Origin of the sequence: Pseudoalteromonas sp. SD03, assembly GCF_040937955.1 — a bacterium.
GTDB lineage: Bacteria > Pseudomonadota > Gammaproteobacteria > Enterobacterales > Alteromonadaceae > Pseudoalteromonas > Pseudoalteromonas tetraodonis.
The window spans coordinates 1,565,868-1,588,082 of record NZ_CP162514.1 but is presented as its reverse complement, the minus strand read 5'-3'; the positions used below and the strand labels follow the sequence as shown (position 1 = coordinate 1,588,082).

Genomic DNA, 22,215 nt, shown 5'->3' with positions numbered 1-22,215 from the left:
TTATGCTAAGCGTGCAATTACAGGCATTACTGTGGATTGGTGTTATTGCTATTGGCTTTTTAAGTGTTAATAAATCAACATACGCCAATTTATTTAATACGCCAGCTAGGCAAACCGGCGTGTTTGCCTGCGCGCTGGTGCTCGCTTTACTATGGCGTATAAAAGCCGGTATTTTACCTGGTCTTGATCTTCATATATTGGGCATTACTGCTGTTACGCTGATTTTAGGCTGGCGTCTGGCTATTTTAAGTTGTGTATTAGCAACAGCCCTGCTAACTGCTTTTGGACAAATAGCATTCGAGCTGATTGCGGTAAAATTACTAATAAGTGCGTTTATTCCAGTATTATTAAGCTACTTTGTATTTATGCTTTGTTACCACTACTTAGCGCGGCACTTTTTTATCTATATATTTGTTTGTAGCTTTTTAACGGCTGGTGTCGTTGCTTGCGTTAACATTATACTCGGGGGTGTTTTTTATTACGCAATTGGCGAATATAATTGGCATCAGCTAACAGAAAACTACATTTATCTCAGTCCTATTTTAGCGTTTCCTGAAGCAATGCTAAACGGTATGGCAATAACTGTTATGATCACCTATCGCCCGCACTGGGTAAAAACTTTTTTTGATAAGGACTATTTAGGCTCATGAGTCTTCATTACCATTGCCCTATTTGCAAACTTCCATTGGCACTTAATGAAAAAACATTATGCTGTGATAATAACCACAGCTTTGATTTTGCCAAAGAAGGCTATGTAAACTTACTCCCCGTGCAAAATAAAAACTCTAAACAGCCCGGTGACTCTTTAGAAATGGTACAAGCCAGGCGTTCTTTTTTAGAGCAAGGCCATTATGCATTTTTACAGACAGCCTTAGCTAATTTAGTCAAACCGCTCAATGCAAATATAGTGATTGATTTAGGGTGTGGCGAGGGGTTTTACACCCATGCTATAGCAAATAACACGCAAGCTACTGTGTATGGAGTTGATATATCTAAGTCGGCGGTAAAATACGCAGCAAAACGATACAAACAATGTCAATTTAGCGTGGCATCAATAAGCCACGCGCCCTTTAATGATCACCTTGCTGATGTGTTAATTAGCGTGTTTGCCCCTTTGTTTGACGATGAACTTTCTCGCCTTGTTAAAGAGGATGGCTGTTTAGTGGTGGCAAGCCCTGGGCCTATGCACCTCAAAGAGTTGAAGAAATATATCTATAATACGGTAAATGAGCATACTGAAGTTGCTACGCCAACAGGCTTTAAACAATCATCGCAACAGCTCATTACAGAGCAAGTGTCACTCACATTTAGCGACGTAAGAAATTTAATAATGATGACACCCTTTGCATGGAAGTTCAGACCCGAGCATTGGCAGGCACTTGAACAAAAACAGCATCACAAGGTTACCTTGTCATTTTATATTAGCCAGTTTGTTAAAACTGCTCTTTAGTAAAGGTTTTATCCATTTTATCAAACATGTCTTTTAACAATTCAGCAAGCTCCAAATAGCGGGGCTTGTTTTTCCCCATTTGTGCGTCGTAACCGTTGGCGATCATTTTTGCAAACAACTCGTTGTACCATTGCAGCATAGCGGGTTCTAATTCTGTTTGCGCACGTTTACCTAGCCATAAAAGCCCTTGTAACGGCAAGGAGATAAAAAATAGACTACTGGCAATAGCTTGAGGTAAAAAATCAGGGCCTAAATAATTAAGCTGAAAAAACAAAGTTAGCATGGCTAAAATAGGCATTACTGTAATCGCAAGCTCGGTTGCTCTGATCACTTTAAACTCGGCAAATAATGGCGCGACCTCTTTACGCATAGGCCATGTTTTAGCATAAGCGCGCCCTAATTGAACTTGTGATATCACACTTTTTTGCATTATAAATCCTCACAATCACGGCATTTAACACTTGTAAAAGCATCTTGCTTATAAAAGTGTAACACAACTCTCACTTTATCGGTAAAAATGCTTAATTTCATTAGTAAAACTCACAAAAAGCATAAATTATCGAAAGAATTCCACAAAGCCCTTTTAATAAAGTCAACTACACTTTAGTCTATACCCATTTAAGCTTACAATGCTTATATATCAACCAAGTGTACTGATTAATATTTAAATGGAAAATGAATCTATGCCAACTCTCCCAAAAAAAACAAACCATGTTTTGGTACTTAATTGTGGAAGCTCAAGTTTAAAGTTTGCAATTATTGATGCAAACACAGGAAACGACATTATTTCAGGTTTAGCTGAGCGCCTAGGTGCAGATGCTCCCTCAATAAAATATAAATTTAAGGGAGAAAAGACCACCATTAAACTTGCTGCTAATCAGGCACATGCCCATGCCATTGATACGCTGGTTGATTTAATAAAAGATCACAATCTTGATGAGCAACTAGTTGCTGTTGGTCATCGTGTTGTGCATGGTGGTGAGCATTTTACCCAATCAGTATTAATTGACGAACGCGTTATTGCAGGTATCACGCAAGCAGCTACGCTAGCACCTTTGCATGGCCACGCTAACTTACTGGGTATTTCATCAGCGCAAGCATCATTTAAAAATTTACCGCAAGTAGCCGTGTTCGACACGGCATTTCATCAAACGATGGATGAAGTCGCTTATCTTTATGCCCTTCCTTATCAGCTTTATAAAGACTTTGGTGTTAGGCGCTATGGTTTTCATGGCACCAGCCATTTTTATGTGGCAGGACAAACTGCGAAGTTGTTGGCACTTCCTATTGAAAACAGTAACTTTATTAGCGCCCACTTAGGAAACGGCTGTTCAGTGTGTGCGATTAAAAATGGCAAAAGTGTTGATACCAGTATGGGGTTAACCCCGCTTGAAGGGCTTGTTATGGGTACGCGCTGTGGCGACATTGATCCGGGCCTATTTAACTTTTTAACCACGCAACTCGATTACACTGCTCAGCAAATTGATGACTTACTCAATCAAAAAAGTGGTTTATTAGGCATAAGCGAGTTGTCTAACGATTGTCGCACCATAGAAGAAGCCGCTATTGCAGGCAACCAGCAAGCTATGCTGGCACTTAATATGTTTTGTTACCGCCTCGCAAAACAAATAGCCGCTTACATGGTTCCGCTGCAACAGCTAGACGCAGTTATTTTTACCGGCGGTATTGGCGAAAATTCCGATATTATCCGTGATAAAGTACTTAAACAATTGGCCTTTTTAGGTATTAATTTAGACCCACAAGCAAACCTTGATGCACGTTTTGGCCAAGCTGGGTTAATTAGTACAGCTGATTCACGTAGCAAAGCGGTTGTTATGCCCACTAACGAAGAATGGGTGATCGCACTTGATGCCGCAAACATCACCAAGGAGTTATAATATGGCTCGTCGTATTATGTTGATCCCCGTTTCTACTGGGGTTGGTTTAACCTCAGTATCGGTGGGTTTGGTAAGGGCGCTGGAACAAAAAACTGTTAAAGTTAATTTTTTTAAACCTATAGCCCAACCACGCGCGGGTGAAACAGGCCCAGAAAAGTCAACACAAATTGTTACCCAAGGCTCACCTATTGATCCACCCACGTCATTTGCGCTGGATTACGCCGAGCAAATGATTGGCGATGGCAAAGGCGATGACCTGCTAGAAGAAATTGTAGAGCGTTTTCAAAGTAAAATTAACGATGATGAAGTGGCTATTATTGAAGGCATGGTGCCTACTCGTCGCCAACCGTATGCGGGGAGAGTTAATCGCGAAATCGCACAAACTTTAGGGGCGGATATCGTTTTTGTACTTACCCCTGGCAATTACAACATTACTCAAATTGAAGACCGACTTGAAATAGCCGCTGGAAATTACGGTGGCATAGATCACCCTCGTGTGCTGGGTTGTATTTTCAATAAAGTAAATGCCCCTCTAGATGAAGAAGGTCGCGCTCGCGCTGATTTAGTCGATACTTACAAGCCAGAAGCGCTTGATAACGAGCTTAACCGCCTGGCCTCTTTACCTATTTTTAGAAAAAATCCTTTTATGTTACTTGGTGCCATTCCGTGGGATTTTGAGCTGGTAGCGCCGCGCGTTAAAGATTTAAGTGCCTATTTAAAAGCCACTATTATTAACGAAGGTGACATGGTACATCGTCGACTAAGACGCATTACTTTTTGCGCCCGCACGGTATCAAATATTCTAAATTATTTTACCCCAGGTGCGTTATTGGTCACCCCAGGCGATCGTTCAGATATATTGGTTGCAGCCTGCTTGTCTGCTATGAATGGTACTAAACTAGGCGCTATTTTGCTCACCGGTGGCTTTGAGCCTGAGCCGCGCATCATGGCGCTGTGCGAACAAGCCATGCAAACAGGGCTGCCTATTTTAGCAACCGAAGGCGACACTTGGCGCACCTCGTTATTACTGCATAACTTTAACCTAGAAGTGCCAAGCGATGATGAACAGCGCATAGAAAAAGTAAAAGATCATAACGCTGCACATATCGATTCTTATTGGCTGGACACATTAGCAAAAAGTGTGGGAAAAACCCGCAAGTTATCCCCCCCTGCCTTTAGGTATTTATTAACCGATAAAGCCCGTAAAGCGGATAAAACGATTGTGTTGCCTGAGGGTAACGAGCCTCGTACCATTAAAGCCGCTGCCATTTGTGGCCAGCGCGGTATAGCTAAAACAATTTTACTTGGCGATCGCGATGAAATATTGCGTATCGCCGAGCAGCAAGGCATTGAGCTTAACGAGCATGTAACCGTAATTGAGCCAAGCAGTATCATAAATGATTACGTAGCACCTATGGTGGAAATTCGTAAAAATAAAGGTCTTACCGAAGTAGTTGCCCAAGAGCAACTTCAAGATCACGTCGTACTTGGTACTATGATGCTAGAGCAAGGTAAAGTTGATGGCCTGGTATCGGGTGCGGTAAACACCACTGCCAATACCATTCGCCCACCGTTACAGTTAATTAAAACCGCGCCAGGTTCATCATTAGTGTCTTCTGTATTCTTTATGCTATTGCCTGATCAGGTTTTGGTTTATGGTGATTGCGCTATTAACCCTGATCCTAATGCTGAACAACTAGCCGACATTGCAATTCAATCTGCCGATTCTGCTGCCGCATTTGGCATAGAACCTCGTGTAGCAATGATAAGTTACAGCACGGGTAATTCGGGCAGTGGAGCTGATGTAGAAAAAGTCCGCGAAGCAACAAAAATTGCCCAACAAAAGCGTCCTGATCTCATTATCGATGGGCCATTGCAATACGATGCGGCCATTATGGAAAGTGTAGCTATTAAAAAAGCGCCAGATAGCCCGGTTGCCGGTAAAGCAACCGTGTTTATTTTCCCTGATTTAAATACGGGTAATACCACCTACAAAGCAGTGCAACGAAGCGCCGATTTGATCAGTATTGGTCCTATGTTACAAGGGATGCGCAAACCTGTTAACGACTTAAGCCGTGGCGCGTTAGTTGACGATATTGTGTATACCATTGCTTTAACAGCCATTCAGGCGGCGCAAGTAGAAGCGCTTAATAAAGGGCTGTAATTAACATGCCCTTTTTATAGCCTAGCCATTTTTTATTTAATAATTAACTGGTTAGGCTATTTATACCTCACAACCCCCAAGCTTATCCACAGAAATTGTGGACAATTATTTTTTAGCTAATAAAAATATAGCACTGCCTAGGGTCTGTTGACCTTTGCGGATTACAATTTGTTCAAACTAGGAGCGGTTTAATCGCGGCGCGAGGTTTGTAACCTAGTGGGCTAAGTAAAAACCGAGCAACAAAGAGTAAATCGCTCCTAGGCAGAACCCTTCGGGCAGCGCCTGTTTGGCATTGATGCTGCGTTATTGCCTATTTATGGGGAATAACCACACCACATAGGCGCTGCCTTGCCTAAATACCAAACAGACTGCTGCAAATTTAACCTTGAAAGGTCAACAGACCCTAAACTTGAGCCTTTAATTTAGCTTCAATACTCTATACTATAAAGCTATTATTTTGCTGCTGGCGATACGTTTAATGTCAAAACAAACATTACAATTACACAGCACCGTGTTATCTATTCATAGTTTAGCCCTTGATGCTGACATACCGCCTGCGCTGTTAAAACAACCGTTATTTTTTATCTCAAAAACGCATGATGAACTGTCAGTTGTTTGCCCTGTCGACTTTATTATTGATAGCCAAGATACTGAATCTAATTGGCAAGCACTGGAAGTAATAGGTCCTTTAGGGTTTTCGTTAACTGGCATTATGGCAAACCTGTCAGGCGTATTAGCCAGAGCCGGCGTGTCCATTTTTTCGATATCGACCTACGATACCGACTATATTTTAGTAAAAAAACAAACGGTCACCAAAGCAATTACAGCCCTTAAAGCCGATGGCTACAACGTGGTAACTCAATAAATAATGAAATCTGAAGACGTTAGCTATTTAACTAAAAATAAAATTGGCCGAAACGCGATACAAATCACGAGTCCGTTCAGTGGTAAAGTGATGCCAATGGAAGAGCATCCACAACCCTTTTTTCGTTTTGGCACACTCGGCCCAGGTATTGTTGTTAGTTTATCGAGTCATAAAGTATTAGCGCCCTTCAATGGCACCTTACTGCAGGTAAAAAGTGCCGGTTGTGAATTTATTTTAAAAGCCAATAACGGCTTAAAAGTATTAATAAACCTAGCGGTTCCCGATTCACAAACACTTACGCATACTCATATTGCTCAGCTTAACGGCAGCAAAATAACCAAAGGCCAACGCCTTGCTTATTTTGATTTACGTGAGCTCGACTCGCCTATTTTAGCCAGCCTTATAATTCTCAATGGCCATAATTTAGGCACTTTTCATTATTCTCACCCGCAAGTTAATGCCGGTGTAGATACCTTATTAACTATTATTAAAAAGAAGTAGATTTATGATCACTCTCTATGGCATTAGCAACTGCGATACAATTAAAAAAGCAAAAAAATACCTAAGCGATAACGACATCGCATTCACTTTCCATGACTACCGCAAAGACGGCGTTAATAACGACATGGTAAGCGACTTTGCAGAACATATTGATTGGGAACAATTGGTTAATAAACGTGGCACAACGTACAGAGCGCTCACTGATGAGCAAAAACAAAGCTTAACCAAACAAACCGCCATAGATTTACTCGTTGAACAACCGGCGATGATCAAACGCCCTGTACTTGTTAATAACGGGCAATATCACTTAGGCTTTAAAGCAGCACAATACGATGAGATTTTTAAATAATGACCCATCCAGTAATTACCCTAGCCCAAGCCTTAATTCAGCGAAAGTCGGTTACACCTGAAGATGCCGGGTGCCAACATATGATGAATGAACGCCTAAGCGCCATTGGCTTTGATATTGAATCGCTCTTTTTTACTGACACGCTCAATACTTGGGCACGAAAAGGCACGCAATCACCGCATTTTTGTTTTGCCGGTCATACTGATGTGGTGCCCACTGGGCCTGAAAAAAACTGGCAGCACCCGCCTTTTGCAGGCCTAATTGAAGACGGCTTATTACATGGCCGTGGCGCTGCCGACATGAAAGGCTCATTAGCAGCGATGATTGTGGCAACCGAACGCTTTGTGACTAAGCATCCAGATCACAAAGGTTCCATTTCGTTTTTAATTACCTCAGATGAAGAAGGCCCGTTTATTAACGGCACTACCCGCGTGATTGATACTTTAGAGGAGCGCGGTGAAAAAATAGATATGTGCCTTGTAGGTGAACCCTCTTCTCGCGATGTACTTGGTGATGTGGTTAAAAATGGCCGCCGTGGTTCACTCACGGGGTTTTTAACTATAAAAGGCGTGCAAGGTCATGTGGCCTATCCACATTTAGCACAAAACCCAATTCATTTAGCCACGCCAGCTTTAACCGAGTTAAGCCAAACTGTGTGGGATATGGGTAATGACTTTTTTCCAGCCACCAGCTTTCAAATCTCTAATATTAATGGCGGTACGGGCGCAGGCAATGTGATCCCTGGGGAGCTTGAGGTACAATTTAATTTTAGATTTAGTACCGAAGTTACTTATCAACAACTACAACAAAAAGTAAATTCCATTTTACAAAAACACAATTTAAATTATAAACTCAATTGGATTGTGAATGGCTTGCCGTTTTTAACCGATCACGGCCCATTGGTTGATGCCACCGTAGCCGCCATTAAATCGGTAACGGGGTTAACCACTAACTTAGAAACAACAGGTGGCACCTCAGATGGTCGTTTTATCGCACAAACGGGTGCTAAAGTTATTGAATTAGGGCCACGTAATGCCACTATTCATAAAGTGGACGAGTGTGTTAGCACCGACGATCTAATCGCGCTGGCCGATATTTACGAACAAATATTAGAGCACCTGTTAACTTAATGACTGCAAATAAAGAACTCATACAATGCATCACTGGCCAAAGTGATGCACATTTAGTTGCCATACAAAATCACTTTTTGCATGCCGATATTGTAAATGACTTTATTGCACTGCAAACAGCGGCTGCATCAGCAGGCTTTGATTTATGTATTGCATCAAGTTTTCGGGATTTTAACCGTCAATCAGCTATTTGGAACGCTAAATTTTCCGCTAAGCGGCCGGTATTAAACAAAGCGCAGCAACACGTTGATATTAATTCGCTCAGTGATATTGAGAAATGCATTGCCATTATGCTTTATTCTGCGCTACCGGGGGCAAGTCGCCATCATTTAGGGACTGATTTAGATATTTACGATAAAGGCGCAGTGAGTGACGATTATGTTTTGCAATTGAGCCCTAATGAATATCAGCAAGGTGGGCCTTTTGCTAAACTAAGCCAATGGCTAGACACTCATCTAGCAGAATTTGGATTTTATCGACCTTACCAGTACGACTTGGGCGGGGTAGCTCCTGAGCTTTGGCATATTAGCCACATAGCGCAATCAGCGCAGCTTGTTCGTCACCTTACGCCAGAAGTGTTGCACGACTGCATTAAGCACAGTGATTTATTAGGTAAAGACGCTATTTTAACCCACTTACCTGCATTGTATGAACGCTTTGTGATCAATGTAAGTCCACCAGCTAAGCAGTTTTAGTCTTTTTATTTAAAGTAAAAACCAATACCGCTAGTAAAATGATACTGCTGGGGAGCATAAATTGCAGAGTTAATGTCTCTGATAAAAACACTGCCCCTGCAATAGCCGCCAAAACGGGCACGCATAACTGCACTATGGCTGCATGCGTGCTCTTTAATAGTGGCATAGCCACATACCAAATACTGTACCCTACGCCAGATGCGATGGCACCTGAGGCTATTGCGAGTAATGCCCCTTCGATACGAATATTTTTAAGCTGGCTCATTCCCACCACAATTAAAATAGGTAGCACTAATAAACTACGAATAAAATTAAAGGCAGTGGCTCTTAGCGGCGACACACACGCCTTGCCACGAATACTGTAAATTCCCCACGCAATGCCACTTATACTCATTAATAATGCAGCCATCAGCGGTGGGGCTGTCTGTGAGGGCAGCATTAAGTAAACAAATGCCGCAAACGCCACTATAAATGCAAGCCATTGCACAGCACTTAAACGCTCTTGTTTATATATGCCCCAGCCAATCATTGTAAATTGCACCGCCGAGAATAAAATAAGCGCCCCCATGCCGGTATCAAGCTCGATATAAGCAACAGAAAAACACAGCGCATATATCAATAAGCTAGCACTGCTTCGCCAACTGCCAGTATCGTTAATAATAGGATTACTTAACTGCGCTTTTTTACTTAACTGCCTAGTATAGAGCAGCATAATAATGGTCAAACACACTGCCCCGCTCAGTAACCTAATAACGGTAAAATTCCACGCATCAATGTAGCCTTGCGCCAACGCTAACCGACATAATAACGAATTTGCAGCAAAGGCAACTAACGCGATAATAGTAAACAGTGTTGCTTTCAAATTAATTCCTAACGTATTGATAAATATGTACCGTATTTATATACCGATTAAATTAACGTCCAATGTTGTAAACGTTACCATGGTTATTTTTTAAATGATAAAGTTTTTATTAAGGGTTTTTGTTCTATGTTTATACACTACGCTTTTTTACAATCTTTCACACTTGTATTTATTGGCAGTATGTTAACCTTACAGAATAAATAAGAAGGAGTGCGCGTGCGTCACATTTTAATTTTTAGTCTTTGCTTTATTGTAAGTGGTTGCAGCACCATTGGCTTTGACGATCTCTTTAATGATTACGCCACTAATACCACCCCTATTAGGCAAGCCATTACGAATAATAATATTGAGAGTGCACGCTCCTTAATAAGCAAAAACAGCAAAACACACAGTAATTATTTATTGAGCCAATTAGAACAAGGCCGTATCGCGGATTTAGCCAATAACCCCGATAACCCACAAGTTCATTTTGAAACTGTCTATCAACAAATGCAATCTAAGCGCCAAGCTGCAAAAATACAAGTAAGTGCTGGGCTTGAGCAAAGTAATGCGCTGTTAACCAACGACTCAGCTATTGGTTATACACCGCCCGCCTACGAAATGAGTATGTTGCATAGCTACAAAGCGCTCAATTATGTTTATAAACATGATATTGAAAGCGCCTTAGTTGAAATACGCCGTGCTAATAAAGTACAAGTTGATGAACTATTAAGTAATCAAAGCGAATTTGATAATGCGGTTGCCCAAGCACAGCAACACTATCCCGATATGGATAACTTAATTCGCTCGGTCAAAAATGGCTTTCAAAATGCGTACACGTTTTATTTATCAGGGTTACTATATGAAACGGCAAAGCAAGGTGATGATGCCTACATAGACTATAAAAAAGCGCTCGAAATACAACCTAACAATCCGTATTTACAACACGATGTACTGCGTCTTGCTAAGCAGCAAGGTTTTGCCGATGACTATAGCCAATTTAAACGCCAGTTTGGTGAAGTTAACAGCTTAGAAAAAAACCAAGGCGAAGTGGTTATATTATTCGAACAAGGCCTGATACCAAAACAACACGAATTTAAATTACGATTACCCATTTATACTTCACAAGGAGACGCCCGCTTTTATAGTCTCGCCATGCCCATTTATATAAATAATGCTTATGTAAGCACCGTTAACAACGTCAAAATTAATGACCATTTATTATCACTAAGCCCGCTAGTGCACTTAGAAGCACTGGCCGCTAAAACGTTAGAGCAGCAAGTTGCTGGGCGCGTATCGAGGCAAATATTGCGCTTAGTGGCGAAAGAAAAGCTGCGCGCTGAGCTTGCCCGCAGTGGCGGTGATGTGGGGAATATTTTAGCAAACTTATATAATCTTGCTTCTGAGCAAGCCGATACCCGCAGCTGGCTTACCTTACCCAATCAAATTAGTCTTGCCCGCAGTGCAGTGACTGCAGGCGAACATACCTTAAATGTTGGCTCACAACCGCCAATAAATTTTACCGTTAGTAAGCAAAGGTTAACGTTAATCTACCTAACCTCTGTTAATAACTATTTTAACTCCCATGTAGTGCAACTTTAGGAGCCATCATGAAATACATACTCCCCATTATTGCGTTGTTTATGCTTAGTGCATGTAGCAGCCGACCTGTAACCTCAGGCATTGGAGTTGAACAAACTACCAACGCCTACAAAGAGCAGCTCAACGTTAATAACCCGCAATTAGCTAAAAAGCTTTTAATTAGTGATGTAAAAACGCGTCAAACAAATAACCTGACCGATGTAGTGGTTACTTTAGCGAGTACCTATAAAAAGTCGCAATACTTACAGTATCAATTTAACTGGTTTGATAAAGATGGCTTTGTTATTAAAGGCAACCACTCACCGTGGCAAGCCCTAACATTATTTGGCTTTGCTAAAACTCAGCTTGCAGGACTAGCACCTAGCCCTAATGCCGTTACTTTCTCTTTAGCTGTAAGAGAAGTGTCTACTGAAGCACAAGAATTTAAAGATTAAGGAAACCATGATGATCAATAAACAATTTAAATCACTCTCTGGCTATGCAATTTTTGGCTTAGCCGCACTCACACTAACCGGCTGTGCCAACAAAGCGGTTGTCAGCTATGGTGATGCCCAAGCCGTAGAAACCACAGATATAAACTTTGGCTCTACTGACTTACAAAAAGTTGCCTCGCAAATGACCGACTCTCTGCTTAGTTCGCCTGTGGTTGGTACTATGACCGCCAATACACGCCCTGTGGTATTTGTAGAGCGTATTAAAAATAAAACCAGTGAACACATAGATACAGAATCAATCACCGACTCAATCTCTACTCAATTACTGCGTAGCGGCAAATTTAGATTTGTTGATATGACCCGTGTAGAGGCGGTTCGTGAGCAAATTACATTTCAAAACGAAGACGCCTTAGTCAACCCAAGTACTGCGGTGGCTTTTGGTAAGCAAATTGGTGCGCAATATATGCTGTACGGTAACCTATCAAGCATTGTTAAATCTAATGCAGATAAAGCCGATGTGTACTACAAATTTACAATGCGTTTAATGGATATGCAAAGCGGCCTTGTTGAATGGGCTGACGAAACTGAAATTCGTAAAACGCGTGAAAAATCAACGTTTGGTTGGTAATAACAGGAGCGAATTATGAAAACGCTTAGCTTAATTTTATGCGCTTTATTAGTAGTAAGTACCCCAACGTTTGCCAAGTACGAACGCAATAAAGCCGTTCCTGTACAGCAAGTACTATTTGGTAAAGTGAAGTCGGTGCGCAACATTACAGAGCAACAATTGGTTCACGATAAAAGTAACGGTTGGAAAACCTTTGGCGGTGCCCTATTAGGCGGTGTTATTGGTAACCAGTTTGGTGGTGGCAGCGGTCGCACGGTAGCGACTATTTTAGGATCAGTGATTGGTGGTAATGTTGCGCATAATCAGCAACAGACACAACGCTATGAAAACCTCCAATTAGTTGAACTACTTATACAAGTAGAAAGTGGTGAACAATTTATGGTGGTACAAGATAGCGATCCCGCTATGCGTTTTCACCAAGGTGATAATGTACGCCTTATTTATTTAACCAACAACACAGTGCGCGTAGATAGCGCTTATTAGAGTCTATTTATGTTTCGAGCTTAATTCTGAAAGTTCCAACAAAAAACCTAACTTAGGTCACAAAGTTAGGTTTTTTTAAATGTATTCACTTTTACTTATTAAGCGGGTTCTTTTGCCCACAGCTGCTCGTTTTCATGCATTTCATATAAGCCATGAGCACGGTTAATCAGTAAATTTGCAAAATCAGCTTGGGTTTTATCTCGCGCACCTGCGGTAATAATTTGATCGGCCTTTAACTGCCACTGCAGTGAAAAATAACGCATAGCATCGCGTGCATCTTTTGCTGCAGATGCTTCAGCGTGATCGGTTGGTAAACGACCGGTGATCACCCAGTAGCTTTTACCGTTTTGCGCTTTAAATTTCCATAGCGCGCATAAAGGCGCTAAAAAGCGGCTTTCTTTTTCAAGCAATGTTTTGGGCATAATGCCTTTTTCAGCTAAATGTTTTTGCGCATTTTGAAAACATTCGCGCTGCCATTGAATTTCTTGTTGCTGAAGTTCAGCTTGCTGCTCTGGTGTTAATGGTTTATGTTCTTGTTGCTGCATTTTAATAACCTTTTTACTTCTTTGTTTACACTTTAAGGGCATAACAAATAAGGCGCAAGCATAAATAGCGTACTTAACATCTTATTCGCAGCTGTTTGCTGGGTTTTTAAGCAAACCGATTATTTTATGTTGTGATCAAACGACCCCACATCACCGGGGAACACCACTGGCGATTCAACACCCTGTTTATTCACGCTAGCAACGCCAAAATAGTAGTTATCAATAACCACATTTTTAAGCGTAAACTCGCTAACATTATCAACCCATTGGCTGTATTGCCATTGTGGCTCACTCGTATAGCGCCAGTAAATTTTGTAACCGGCAATATTTTTATCATCCGATGGTTGCCAAGAAAGTGTGGTACTGGCGCGTACGGCACCACTAATTTTCACTTCTTTCGGTGGCGCTGGTGCCCATGACATTGACGCTAGGCTCACCGCATTCAATGACGTGAGTTTTGCGGCGTAATCAAAATCAACCCCATCGATGGTATCACCGTACACTATGCCATTTTCGGTGCGTAGGTCTTGATGTTGACGGTCGTAATGCTCGTTAGTTTCCATTATACGTACAGCCGCAAAGCCCGCATCATTAAATGGGCGATGATGCCCTCCTCGAGCAAATCGGTCGAGTCTGTATACCAGCATAGTGTCTAAATTTTCAATGTATTTATCGGCAATGGTGTCTATGTAACGCGCTAAATTACGACTCGCTGAGTCAACTTCGCCACCTGTAAAACGACGAGTACGCGCTTGCTCTTTGGTTTCAACCACTCGCGTCCCTTCTGAAAAAATGCGTGCAGTGGTGTTATCGGTTACGCCATTAATACCGGTAATATTACCAATCATGTCGTTATTTAAAACACCATGAACCTGCCAATTATTTTTTTGCGCATAAGCGGTTAAAATTTTACCGCCAAATAAACCTTGCTCTTCACCTGAGAGCGCCGCGTAAACAACCGAGCCATTAAATGTATATTTCGATAAAACACGCGCTGCCTCAATAACACCGGCAACCCCTGAAGCGTTATCATTTGCCCCTGGCGCATCGCTGGTAAAATCCATTACATCACTAACACGCGAGTCTATATCACCCGACATCATCACCATACGATTAGGCTCAGTACCGCCGCGCTGAATCGCAATTATGTTAACCACTTCTACAGGGTTAGGAATACGCTTTTCTCCTGAAATGGTTTGTTTTACTTCTATTATTTCTAAGCAGCCACCACATTGTGCCGAAATCGCTTCAAATTCTTTTTTAATCCAACGCCTTGCCGCGCCAATACCACGTGTATCAGACTTAGTCTCTGATAGCGTATGTCGCGTACCAAAACCCACCAGCGTTTGAATATCACTCTCAATACGCTGCGCCGAAATTTCTTGTGCAATTTTATGCAATGATGCTTGTTGTGTAGACTCGCCAGCAAAGCTTGTAAGCGTTACAGAACTTAATGATGCCAACACACCATACTTTATAAGTCGATTAACTAACTTTAAACCTAAATTAGACATAGCATTGTTATCCTCATAATGAATGCCACCAACATGACAGCAGAAACCAATAACCGCAAACCTTTTGAGATAGACACTAAAAATCACACGCTTAATTACATATTATTAACACCTTGAATTTTACTTAGAATTTAACCCTCACCAAACAAGTCCCCTGTTCAAGCACACTATTTTAATAAAAATAATCACTTATACTGTTTTGACCGTATATAGTGCTAAACATAATTAATCAGCTATTATTTTATAAAGGCTAATTTAATCAATAAGGTGCTGAAATAACATGAAGAAACACGAAGAATTACCAGAGGATCATGTTGATCCCCTGATGCAGTATTTACATCATGCTATTCGCTTTGCAATTAAAATACTGGCAGTGCTCATGGTGCTGGTTATTTTTTGGAGTATTGCTGATGTAGTGTATGTTTTATACATGCGGTTAAGTTCTCCGCCTTATTTTTTATTAAATATTGAAGACATTCTGCAAACCTTTGGTGCCTTTATGGTGGTGCTAATTGCGGTAGAAATATTTACTAACATTCGGTTATATTTGGGCTCTAGCTCGCTGCCCGTTGAACTGGTTATTGCTACCGCACTGATGGCTGTGGCGCGTAAAATTATTGTCCTCGATTTAAAATTAGTGACCTCAGAGCAAATTGTTGGCCTTGCGTTAGTTACCTTAGCACTGGGTATATCGTATTGGCTGGTAAAAAATAAAACCGGCCACACTAAGCTATAAACGGTTAACTCAACTTGAGTTAACTGACGTACACCTTATTCCCACTGCGCCTTTGTGTTTTACAATGGTATAGTGGGACATCTTTATAAATATTTAATTAAGCAGTTAATATGTATCGACTATTTGAACGGATGACTAAACCGTTCCCAGAGCGTTCTCCATCTCAGCCTCCTAAAACCCTTTTTGCATTTTGTCGCCACTACACTAAAGGCATGGAATTGTCGTTAGTGCTTATGTCGCTCAGTGCCGCATTACTCGCTATTTTAGAGGTCTCTTTATTTAGTTATATGGGTCAACTGGTTGACTGGCTTGGCGAGTACACACCTGAAGAGCTGTTTTCGCAGCAACAATCCGCGCTAATAAAAATGGGTTTAATGCTTTTAGTCGTCATGCCTGTAGTCGTATTTTTTAGATCGGCTATTTTACATCAATCGCTATTGGGCAACTATCCGATGTCGATTCGTTGGTTGGCACACCGTTATCTACTGCGTCAAAGTGTCAGCTTTTATCAAAACGAATTTGCTGGGCGTATCGCTACAAAAGTATTACAAACCTCATTAGCAGTACGTGAGTCAGTCACTAAGTTACTTGATGTACTTATGTACATTGCTGTTTATTTTGGCTCAATGGTGTTTTTAGTGGCCGCCTCAGACTGGCGTTTAATGTTGCCATTATTAGTGTGGTTAGCATTGTATATTTGCGTGCAAATTTACTTTGTACCCCGATTAAAAAGTATTGCAAGTTCACAAGCTGATGCACGCTCAGAAATGACCGGCCGTATCGTCGACAGCTACACAAATATTTCAACCATTAAGCTGTTTTCTTACACCCAACGCGAAGAACAATACGCTAAACAAAGTATGGATGTATTTTTACAGCCTGTTTATAAACAAATGCGCTTGGTCACCAGCTTAAACGTGGTTATTCAAAGCTTAAACTATTTGTTAGTGTTTTCGGTAGCAGCAGTGTCTTTGTATTTATGGTCGTTAAGCGCCATTAGTGCAGGAGCGATTGCCGTGGCATTGAGTTTATCGTTAAGGCTTAATGGTATGGCCCAATGGATCATGTGGGAAATTAGCAGCTTGTTTGAAAACATTGGCACCGTGGCTGATGGCATGCGCACCCTTTCTAATCCTATTGCGGTTGCTGACAAACCAGAAGCCGAAACGTTAAAGGTCACCCAAGGGGCAATCGACTTTAATAATGTACATTTTAACTACGGTAAAGCCGCGAATGAAAATAACCGTGGCCCCGTAATAAACGGATTAAACTTAAACATTAAACCCGGTGAAAAAATCGGCTTAGTGGGTCGTTCTGGCGCGGGTAAATCCACATTAGTTAACTTGTTGCTGCGCTTTTACGACACCGACAAAGGCAGCATTAGTATTGATGGCCAAAATATTACGGATGTAAGCCAAGAAAGCCTTCGCCGCTATATTGCTATGGTTACCCAAGATACATCCCTACTGCACCGCTCAGTAAAAGATAACATTTTATACGGCAGACCCGATGCCACAGAAGCCGAAATGCTCGATGCGACTAAGCAAGCCAAAGCCCTTGATTTTATAACCGACCTTGAAGATAGCAAAGGCAACAAAGGCTTTGATGCGCAAGTTGGCGAACGAGGGGTCACCCTGTCAGGCGGTCAGCGCCAACGTATTGCTATTGCACGCGTACTACTTAAAAACGCACCAATCCTCATACTTGATGAAGCCACCAGCGCTTTAGACTCAGAGGTAGAAGCGGCTATTCAAGCAAGCTTAGATGATTTAATGACAGGCAAAACGGTAATCGCCATTGCCCATCGATTATCAACCATTGCACAAATGGACAGACTTATCGTGCTTGATGAAGGCGGCGTTGTAGAGCAAGGCAGTCACGATGAATTAATTGCTCAAGGCGGCATTTATGCTGCTCTTTGGGCACATCAAACCGGCGGCTTTATTGGCGTTGAGTAATTAGGTTAACAGGGCAAGCTGAATATTAAGCTTGCCCTGCTTAATGCTACATTCTGTCCTTAGCTATTGATCTTAAATATAATTTATAAGCATTTAGTCGGTATTTTGATACATATGCTTGTTCTTTAAATCATAAAATGCCACATTCCCCGTGTTTTATCATCACGCTTTGAATTTTATTATGTCTTTATTAAGTAAACACAAATACACCCTGTTTGGGGTGCTCGCAATTTTGCTCTGGAGCAGTTTAACTGCCTTTATTCGTGACTTATCAGAGTTATTTAGCCCTATTGGCGGTGCTGCTTTAATTTACAGCGTCAGTGCGATTTTTTTAATGTTTGTCATGGGTGTACCAAGACTAAGCAATTACCCAAAACGCTATTTAGTCTTTGGTGGCAGCTTATTTGTTATTTACGAAATGTGTTTAGCGTTATCCCTCGGCTTTGCAAATAGTCGCCAGCAAGCGTTAGAAATGGCAATTATTAACTACCTTTGGCCAGCGTTAACCATTTTATTTTCGATTATTATTAACCGCACTAAAGTAAGCGTATTAGTCTACCCGAGCATACTGATTGCGTTTTTAGGCGTTGCATGGTGTATTGCTGGCAACAGTGGTTTATCTATGGCTGTATTAACCGCTAATATTAGCGACAACCCATTACCCTACTCTATGGCGTTTGCAGCAGCGTTTATTTGGGCTGTGTATTGCAGTGTAACGGTTAAACTTAGCGAGGGTAAAAATGCCATTAATGTGTTTTTTGCAGCCACGGCAATTTCTTTATGGATAAGTTACGGACTGAGTAATGAACCCAGCTTTGAGTTTAACGTATATTCTAGTTTTACTTTATTGCTGGCAGGGGTGGTTATTGGTGGAGGTTACGCACTATGGAACCAAGCAATCATTGGCGGTAACTTAGTGTTGTTAGGCACCTTGTCTTACTTTATCCCTGTATTGTCTACGCTATTTGCCTCTATTTACTTATCACTATCGCTCACCAACGCATTTTGGCAAGGCGTAGTATTAGTTACATTAGGCTCATTAATGTGTTTTATGGTAACCCGAAAAACAAAGCCAGCCCAATAAAATAAGTAAGCGAAAAGCTAGAGGCTGTCTGCTTTTCGCTTTAATCATTTAATTAGCTTGCTAATCGCAGTCCTAACAGCACTAACATCACAATGTTTGCAATCACACCAATCAAAAAGAAGTAACTACGCGGGCTGGGGTTTTTCTCGGTGGCAATGGCGTAATACAGTGCCATATGAATTAAACGTGCAATCACATATAGCCAAATACAAATTGCAAAAACCGAACTGTGGTAATTAATCACAAAGGCAAATAAAACCGTTCCTATAAATAACGCACTGTTTTCTAATGTGTTATGAAAGGTGCGATGCGCTCTAAATATAAAACTCTCATGAGATAGGTCTTTATCAATTTTTCCTGGTACAGCCCCAGGCTGTTTGGCTTTACTAAACGTCGCCACTGCCCACTGAGCTAACATCATAATTAAATATAAATAAAATGCTATAAACGCTGAATGTGCTATATCGGTCATTGTTTAATCCTTTGTGTTGTTAGAGTAGTAGTTACAGCAACTATCAAGCCAAAGATAAGCCACTGATGTATATAGTAATTACTTTTTAGTAAAATAATTTTTTGTAATAGATTCATTCTTTATATAAAACTTACTCTATCACAGCGTCTTGGTATTTTTTTAGAGTCTGAGCGAAACTTAAAACCAGTACTAATTACGTATTTTATAATTTTTATTTGAGTATTTATTCTAGGTGTTGTTTTATAGTGTTACTGATAACGGAACGGTAAAATGAATATGATGAATAAAATAACCAAATGCTTGGTAACCTTAGCGCTATTGAACTGTGTATCAGCGCCCGCTTTTTCAGCTCAATATGAAATCGAAAAAGGTGAAAACTTGGCTAAGTTGGCGCAATACAAAGACGTAGCCACCATTAAACGCAATTTCGCAAAACAAATAGCGCTTAATTACAGTGTATTAAACGCTGATCTTAAACAAACACTAAGCCAATATAAACTGGTTTTGAATGCGGATCAGCTACCGTCTTTAGGTATGCACACACAACAAAATACTCGTTTAGCAAACAACGCGTTACAACAACTGAAAGGTTTACCACACAACACCGGTAGTTTGTTACAAGTGCGTTTGGCAAGCGATAAAATGCTTAGCGCTTGGCAGCAAGGCGAACGCCCTTTATTTGCATTTGCACCCGCTGGTGACGATACGCAATGGAGCGAGATTGAAGCGTTCGATCAGTATGGTGACATTCATTATCTTAGTGTTGACCAAATGCCGACCCAACCTGTCTTTATTGTCGAATTAGATCAACAAAAAGTACAAGATGCGGGTATTGCAGTAATGAGAGGAATTTTATCTGCTAACAAATTCAGTAAAAGCACGGTTAGTCCAAAAAACCAGTTAAGCAATGAACAACCCCTGCAAACCAGTGTATTGAAAAAAATACGCTTAGAAGATGACAAAGAACCATGGATCTCAGGTGGTGCTGAAATTTATGCCATTGTAACGGGTATCGACCCCACCCGAGATGAACCAATATTAGATATCGTTGATTTACCGTATTTAGATCATGATCAAACCGATTACAGCCCTAATCAGGTGCTAATTCATTGGCAGCGTTATCGTTGGCAGGCGGTTGATTTACTCTTAATGGAACAAGATGACAACACCAACTATAAAACTCTAGCAATAAAATTATTAGAAATATCAGAGCAAGTAATGGCGAGCATTCCTGATTTACAAGCGCAAGGTTATGCCATTATTCCTAAGCTGACCAATGAACTACTTAAAGCAATGCCGGATGAGTGGTTTACTAATAATGACGATTATGTTGATGTTTTTTACACGCTGTTTGAAAACAAAGACTATCAAGAATATAAAGGAGCAAGCAGTAATGCGACCATTACGCTGTCTCCTTTAGAAATTAACCCAAGACTAAACTAAGTCATCCCCATTCGCTTAATTATTATTGCGGATGGTATCACTCCCCCATACTTCAATAGCCACCCATTAGCGCTTTAACGTTAACGGGTGGCTTTATCTTAAAGTCATTTTTTGAAAACACGCGTTATATTTAATACCAATCTGCTTGGATATGGGATCTATTTTAACGATAAGAAAATTGCTCTATAACTAGGCAAAATTTTTGATATCTAGTTGTTCTAAATGAAAAATTTTTAACAACGTTATAGGGTGATTTAATTCGTTAAATTGTTCAAATATTTATGCAGGTTGGTATATTACCCTAACCTTGTGCCACTGATTTACGAAAGCGCATTAATGCAACAATAAAAAACACACTGCCAATAACAGTTAATGCTAAAAAGTAAGGCCAAACTACATCCCACCCTGCTCCTCGGTATAAAATTGCTTGAGCAAATTTTACAAAATGCGTTGTTGGCGCCAATAACATAATATTTTGCACTACCTCAGGCATACTTTCACGCGGCGTAACACCGCCAGAGAGCATTTGTAATGGTAATAAAATTAAGATCATCAATAACCCGAGTTGCGGCATGGTGCGCGCCTGTGTGCCTAACAATATACCCAGCGATGTGGTCGCAAATAAATGAATAGCAACGCCAAATAAAAATAAGCCTGGCGAGCCATGAATAGGCACTTGTAACAAACCTTCGATCACAATAAATAATGAAAATGCAGTCAGTAATAAAATCACTAAACCATTAGCCCAAATTTTCGCCATCACTATTTCAAAGGGGCTTAATGGCATCACTAATAAATGCTCTAATGTGCCGTGTTCGCGTTCACGGATCACCGCGGCGCCAGTTAAAATAATCGAAATCATTGTGATCACGTTCATCAATTCCATCACGCTACCAAACCATACACTTGTCATGTTTGGATTAAACATAATGTGCGCCGATTGCATTATTGGCAGTGAATAAACGGTTCGATAACCTTGCACAAACTCATTTACTTCGCCGTTAATAATGGTTTGAATATAGTTATCACCAATAAATGCTTGCGACATACGCGTAGCATCTATATTTACTTGAATCGTAGGTTGCTTAGCTGCAAGTACATCACGCTCAAAATAAGGCGGTATATTAAGCACAAAAGTATAACGTCCATTATCCATAGCTGAGTCAACATCGCTTAATGAAAGACTGTCTGGCGTTTTAAAGTAAGGCTCATAAAAGGCATTAATAATACGCTTAGATAATTGCGATTGGTCGTGATCAACAACTGCAATCGGCGCATTATTTAACTCTATCGACGTGGCTGAAGCCACCACATAAATCAGCCCAGTAAAAGCAAAAAAAACGAATAGCAGTAAAACCTTATCACGCCATAAACTACGCAACTCTTTAATACCTAAATTAATAATGTTTCCGCGACGTTGCAT

The 22,215-nt window shown here is 40.9% G+C and carries 23 protein-coding genes; 17 read left to right on the top strand and 6 right to left on the bottom strand.

From position 1 onward, the window contains the following. Positions 1–2 precede the first annotated feature (2 nt). Positions 3–650: an energy-coupling factor ABC transporter permease gene (locus ABZP26_RS07385; protein WP_033102502.1), complete on the top strand. Its 648-nt coding sequence runs from the start codon at positions 3–5 to the stop codon at positions 648–650. Then, complete coding sequence (gene rlmA, locus ABZP26_RS07380; protein WP_368485555.1) at positions 647–1,450, top strand: 23S rRNA (guanine(745)-N(1))-methyltransferase; 804 nt, start codon at positions 647–649, stop codon at positions 1,448–1,450. Before ABZP26_RS07385 ends, rlmA begins: the two co-directional genes overlap by 4 nt. On the opposite strand, the gene yfbV is transcribed toward rlmA, so the two are convergent. Next, positions 1,434–1,880, bottom strand: a complete 447-nt coding sequence (yfbV, locus tag ABZP26_RS07375; protein ID WP_016899917.1) for a terminus macrodomain insulation protein YfbV — start codon at positions 1,878–1,880, stop codon at positions 1,434–1,436. The genes rlmA and yfbV overlap by 17 nt on opposite strands. A 253-nt stretch (positions 1,881–2,133) precedes the next feature. On the opposite strand from yfbV, the gene ABZP26_RS07370 reads away from it, so the two are divergent. From ABZP26_RS07370 to ABZP26_RS07340, 7 genes are all read left to right on the top strand, one after another. Then, complete coding sequence (locus ABZP26_RS07370) at positions 2,134–3,348, top strand: acetate kinase (RefSeq protein WP_350606693.1); 1,215 nt, start codon at positions 2,134–2,136, stop codon at positions 3,346–3,348. Between the two features lies 1 nt (position 3,349). Further along, a complete protein-coding gene (gene pta / locus ABZP26_RS07365; protein WP_350606692.1) occupies positions 3,350–5,512 on the top strand; it encodes a phosphate acetyltransferase in 2,163 nt (720 codons plus the stop codon). Between the two features lie 478 nt (positions 5,513–5,990). Continuing rightward, a complete protein-coding gene (locus ABZP26_RS07360; RefSeq protein ID WP_029609972.1) occupies positions 5,991–6,377 on the top strand; it encodes an ACT domain-containing protein in 387 nt (128 codons plus the stop codon). 3 nt (positions 6,378–6,380) lie between these two features. Further along, a complete protein-coding gene (locus ABZP26_RS07355; RefSeq protein ID WP_013464788.1) occupies positions 6,381–6,878 on the top strand; it encodes a PTS glucose transporter subunit IIA in 498 nt (165 codons plus the stop codon). 4 nt (positions 6,879–6,882) lie between these two features. Further along, positions 6,883–7,227 carry an ArsC family reductase gene (locus ABZP26_RS07350; RefSeq protein ID WP_013464787.1) on the top strand — a complete coding sequence of 115 codons (345 nt, stop codon included), beginning with the start codon at positions 6,883–6,885 and terminating at the stop codon, positions 7,225–7,227. Next, complete coding sequence (dapE, locus tag ABZP26_RS07345; RefSeq protein ID WP_350606689.1) at positions 7,227–8,357, top strand: succinyl-diaminopimelate desuccinylase; 1,131 nt, start codon at positions 7,227–7,229, stop codon at positions 8,355–8,357. The genes ABZP26_RS07350 and dapE overlap by 1 nt, the downstream gene beginning before the upstream one ends. Continuing rightward, positions 8,357–9,052 carry a M15 family metallopeptidase gene (locus ABZP26_RS07340; RefSeq protein WP_350606686.1) on the top strand — a complete coding sequence of 232 codons (696 nt, stop codon included), beginning with the start codon at positions 8,357–8,359 and terminating at the stop codon, positions 9,050–9,052. The genes dapE and ABZP26_RS07340 overlap by 1 nt, the downstream gene beginning before the upstream one ends. On the opposite strand, the gene ABZP26_RS07335 is transcribed toward ABZP26_RS07340, so the two are convergent. Continuing rightward, positions 9,039–9,914 (bottom strand): DMT family transporter, encoded by an 876-nt coding sequence (locus tag ABZP26_RS07335; RefSeq protein ID WP_335674725.1) that lies wholly within the window; start codon positions 9,912–9,914, stop codon positions 9,039–9,041. The two genes, ABZP26_RS07340 and ABZP26_RS07335, sit on opposite strands and share 14 nt — an antisense overlap. Positions 9,915–10,130: 216 nt before the next feature. Here ABZP26_RS07335 and ABZP26_RS07330 point away from each other — a divergent pair, with 216 nt between their 5' ends. The 4 genes from ABZP26_RS07330 to ABZP26_RS07315 are packed head-to-tail and all read left to right on the top strand — an operon-like array spanning position 10,131 to position 13,040. After that, the gene (locus tag ABZP26_RS07330; protein ID WP_335674724.1) at positions 10,131–11,495 is read left to right on the top strand and encodes an adenine DNA methylase; all 1,365 of its coding nucleotides are present in this window, start codon (positions 10,131–10,133) and stop codon (positions 11,493–11,495) included. An 8-nt stretch (positions 11,496–11,503) separates the two neighbouring features. Continuing rightward, a complete protein-coding gene (locus ABZP26_RS07325) occupies positions 11,504–11,929 on the top strand; it encodes a YcfL family protein (RefSeq protein WP_016899910.1) in 426 nt (141 codons plus the stop codon). Positions 11,930–11,936: 7 nt separating this feature from the next. Then, on the top strand, positions 11,937–12,557 hold the full coding sequence (gene lpoB / locus ABZP26_RS07320; RefSeq protein ID WP_350606683.1) for a penicillin-binding protein activator LpoB: 621 nt from the start codon (positions 11,937–11,939) through the stop codon (positions 12,555–12,557). A 15-nt stretch (positions 12,558–12,572) separates the two neighbouring features. After that, complete coding sequence (locus ABZP26_RS07315; RefSeq protein WP_368485554.1) at positions 12,573–13,040, top strand: glycine zipper 2TM domain-containing protein; 468 nt, start codon at positions 12,573–12,575, stop codon at positions 13,038–13,040. Between the two features lie 98 nt (positions 13,041–13,138). Here ABZP26_RS07315 and ABZP26_RS07310 read toward each other — a convergent pair whose 3' ends face one another. Both ABZP26_RS07310 and ABZP26_RS07305 read right to left on the bottom strand, forming a co-directional pair. Beyond that, the gene (locus ABZP26_RS07310) at positions 13,139–13,585 is read right to left on the bottom strand and encodes a DUF4826 family protein (protein WP_290172928.1); all 447 of its coding nucleotides are present in this window, start codon (positions 13,583–13,585) and stop codon (positions 13,139–13,141) included. A gap of 119 nt (positions 13,586–13,704) precedes the next feature. Beyond that, a complete protein-coding gene (locus tag ABZP26_RS07305) occupies positions 13,705–15,099 on the bottom strand; it encodes a M28 family peptidase (RefSeq protein ID WP_368485553.1) in 1,395 nt (464 codons plus the stop codon). 280 nt (positions 15,100–15,379) lie between these two features. Between ABZP26_RS07305 and ABZP26_RS07300 the strand changes: the two genes are divergently transcribed. The 3 genes from ABZP26_RS07300 (at position 15,380) to yddG (ending at position 18,877) form a co-directional block, all read left to right on the top strand. Further along, on the top strand, positions 15,380–15,835 hold the full coding sequence (locus ABZP26_RS07300; protein WP_013464778.1) for a phosphate-starvation-inducible PsiE family protein: 456 nt from the start codon (positions 15,380–15,382) through the stop codon (positions 15,833–15,835). A gap of 110 nt (positions 15,836–15,945) precedes the next feature. Next, entirely contained in the window at positions 15,946–17,793 is a 1,848-nt protein-coding gene (locus ABZP26_RS07295; protein ID WP_090492793.1) for an ABC transporter ATP-binding protein, read from the top strand. 181 nt (positions 17,794–17,974) lie between these two features. Beyond that, a complete protein-coding gene (gene yddG, locus ABZP26_RS07290; RefSeq protein ID WP_368485552.1) occupies positions 17,975–18,877 on the top strand; it encodes an aromatic amino acid DMT transporter YddG in 903 nt (300 codons plus the stop codon). Positions 18,878–18,929: 52 nt separating this feature from the next. On the opposite strand, the gene ABZP26_RS07285 is transcribed toward yddG, so the two are convergent. Then, on the bottom strand, positions 18,930–19,349 hold the full coding sequence (locus ABZP26_RS07285; RefSeq protein WP_138764069.1) for an MAPEG family protein: 420 nt from the start codon (positions 19,347–19,349) through the stop codon (positions 18,930–18,932). Between the two features lie 270 nt (positions 19,350–19,619). On the opposite strand from ABZP26_RS07285, the gene ABZP26_RS07280 reads away from it, so the two are divergent. After that, complete coding sequence (locus ABZP26_RS07280) at positions 19,620–20,792, top strand: DUF3103 family protein (protein ID WP_368485551.1); 1,173 nt, start codon at positions 19,620–19,622, stop codon at positions 20,790–20,792. A 301-nt stretch (positions 20,793–21,093) separates the two neighbouring features. On the opposite strand, the gene ABZP26_RS07275 is transcribed toward ABZP26_RS07280, so the two are convergent. Beyond that, entirely contained in the window at positions 21,094–22,215 is a 1,122-nt protein-coding gene (locus ABZP26_RS07275) for an ABC transporter permease (protein WP_368485550.1), read from the bottom strand.

Excerpts from the sequence above, each read along its gene's own strand:
- ABZP26_RS07370 (WP_350606693.1), top strand. The coding sequence starts at position 2,134 with ATGCCAACTCTCCCAAAAAAAACAAACCATGTTTTGGTACTTAATTGT.
- ABZP26_RS07350 (WP_013464787.1), top strand. The coding sequence starts at position 6,883 with ATGATCACTCTCTATGGCATTAGCAACTGCGATACAATTAAAAAAGCA.
- ABZP26_RS07285 (WP_138764069.1), bottom strand. The coding sequence starts at position 19,349 with ATGACCGATATAGCACATTCAGCGTTTATAGCATTTTATTTATATTTA.
- ABZP26_RS07275 (WP_368485550.1), bottom strand. The coding sequence starts at position 22,215 with ATGCAACGTCGCGGAAACATTATTAATTTAGGTATTAAAGAGTTGCGT.
- ABZP26_RS07305 (WP_368485553.1), bottom strand. The coding sequence starts at position 15,099 with ATGTCTAATTTAGGTTTAAAGTTAGTTAATCGACTTATAAAGTATGGT.
- yddG (WP_368485552.1), top strand. The coding sequence starts at position 17,975 with ATGTCTTTATTAAGTAAACACAAATACACCCTGTTTGGGGTGCTCGCA.
- lpoB (WP_350606683.1), top strand. The coding sequence starts at position 11,937 with ATGATGATCAATAAACAATTTAAATCACTCTCTGGCTATGCAATTTTT.
- yfbV (WP_016899917.1), bottom strand. The coding sequence starts at position 1,880 with ATGCAAAAAAGTGTGATATCACAAGTTCAATTAGGGCGCGCTTATGCT.
- rlmA (WP_368485555.1), top strand. The coding sequence starts at position 647 with ATGAGTCTTCATTACCATTGCCCTATTTGCAAACTTCCATTGGCACTT.
- ABZP26_RS07340 (WP_350606686.1), top strand. The coding sequence starts at position 8,357 with ATGACTGCAAATAAAGAACTCATACAATGCATCACTGGCCAAAGTGAT.
- ABZP26_RS07280 (WP_368485551.1), top strand. The coding sequence starts at position 19,620 with ATGAATATGATGAATAAAATAACCAAATGCTTGGTAACCTTAGCGCTA.
- dapE (WP_350606689.1), top strand. The coding sequence starts at position 7,227 with ATGACCCATCCAGTAATTACCCTAGCCCAAGCCTTAATTCAGCGAAAG.
- ABZP26_RS07355 (WP_013464788.1), top strand. The coding sequence starts at position 6,381 with ATGAAATCTGAAGACGTTAGCTATTTAACTAAAAATAAAATTGGCCGA.
- ABZP26_RS07360 (WP_029609972.1), top strand. The coding sequence starts at position 5,991 with ATGTCAAAACAAACATTACAATTACACAGCACCGTGTTATCTATTCAT.
- ABZP26_RS07300 (WP_013464778.1), top strand. The coding sequence starts at position 15,380 with ATGAAGAAACACGAAGAATTACCAGAGGATCATGTTGATCCCCTGATG.
- ABZP26_RS07310 (WP_290172928.1), bottom strand. The coding sequence starts at position 13,585 with ATGCAGCAACAAGAACATAAACCATTAACACCAGAGCAGCAAGCTGAA.
- ABZP26_RS07385 (WP_033102502.1), top strand. The coding sequence starts at position 3 with ATGCTAAGCGTGCAATTACAGGCATTACTGTGGATTGGTGTTATTGCT.
- ABZP26_RS07315 (WP_368485554.1), top strand. The coding sequence starts at position 12,573 with ATGAAAACGCTTAGCTTAATTTTATGCGCTTTATTAGTAGTAAGTACC.
- ABZP26_RS07325 (WP_016899910.1), top strand. The coding sequence starts at position 11,504 with ATGAAATACATACTCCCCATTATTGCGTTGTTTATGCTTAGTGCATGT.
- pta (WP_350606692.1), top strand. The coding sequence starts at position 3,350 with ATGGCTCGTCGTATTATGTTGATCCCCGTTTCTACTGGGGTTGGTTTA.
- ABZP26_RS07295 (WP_090492793.1), top strand. The coding sequence starts at position 15,946 with ATGTATCGACTATTTGAACGGATGACTAAACCGTTCCCAGAGCGTTCT.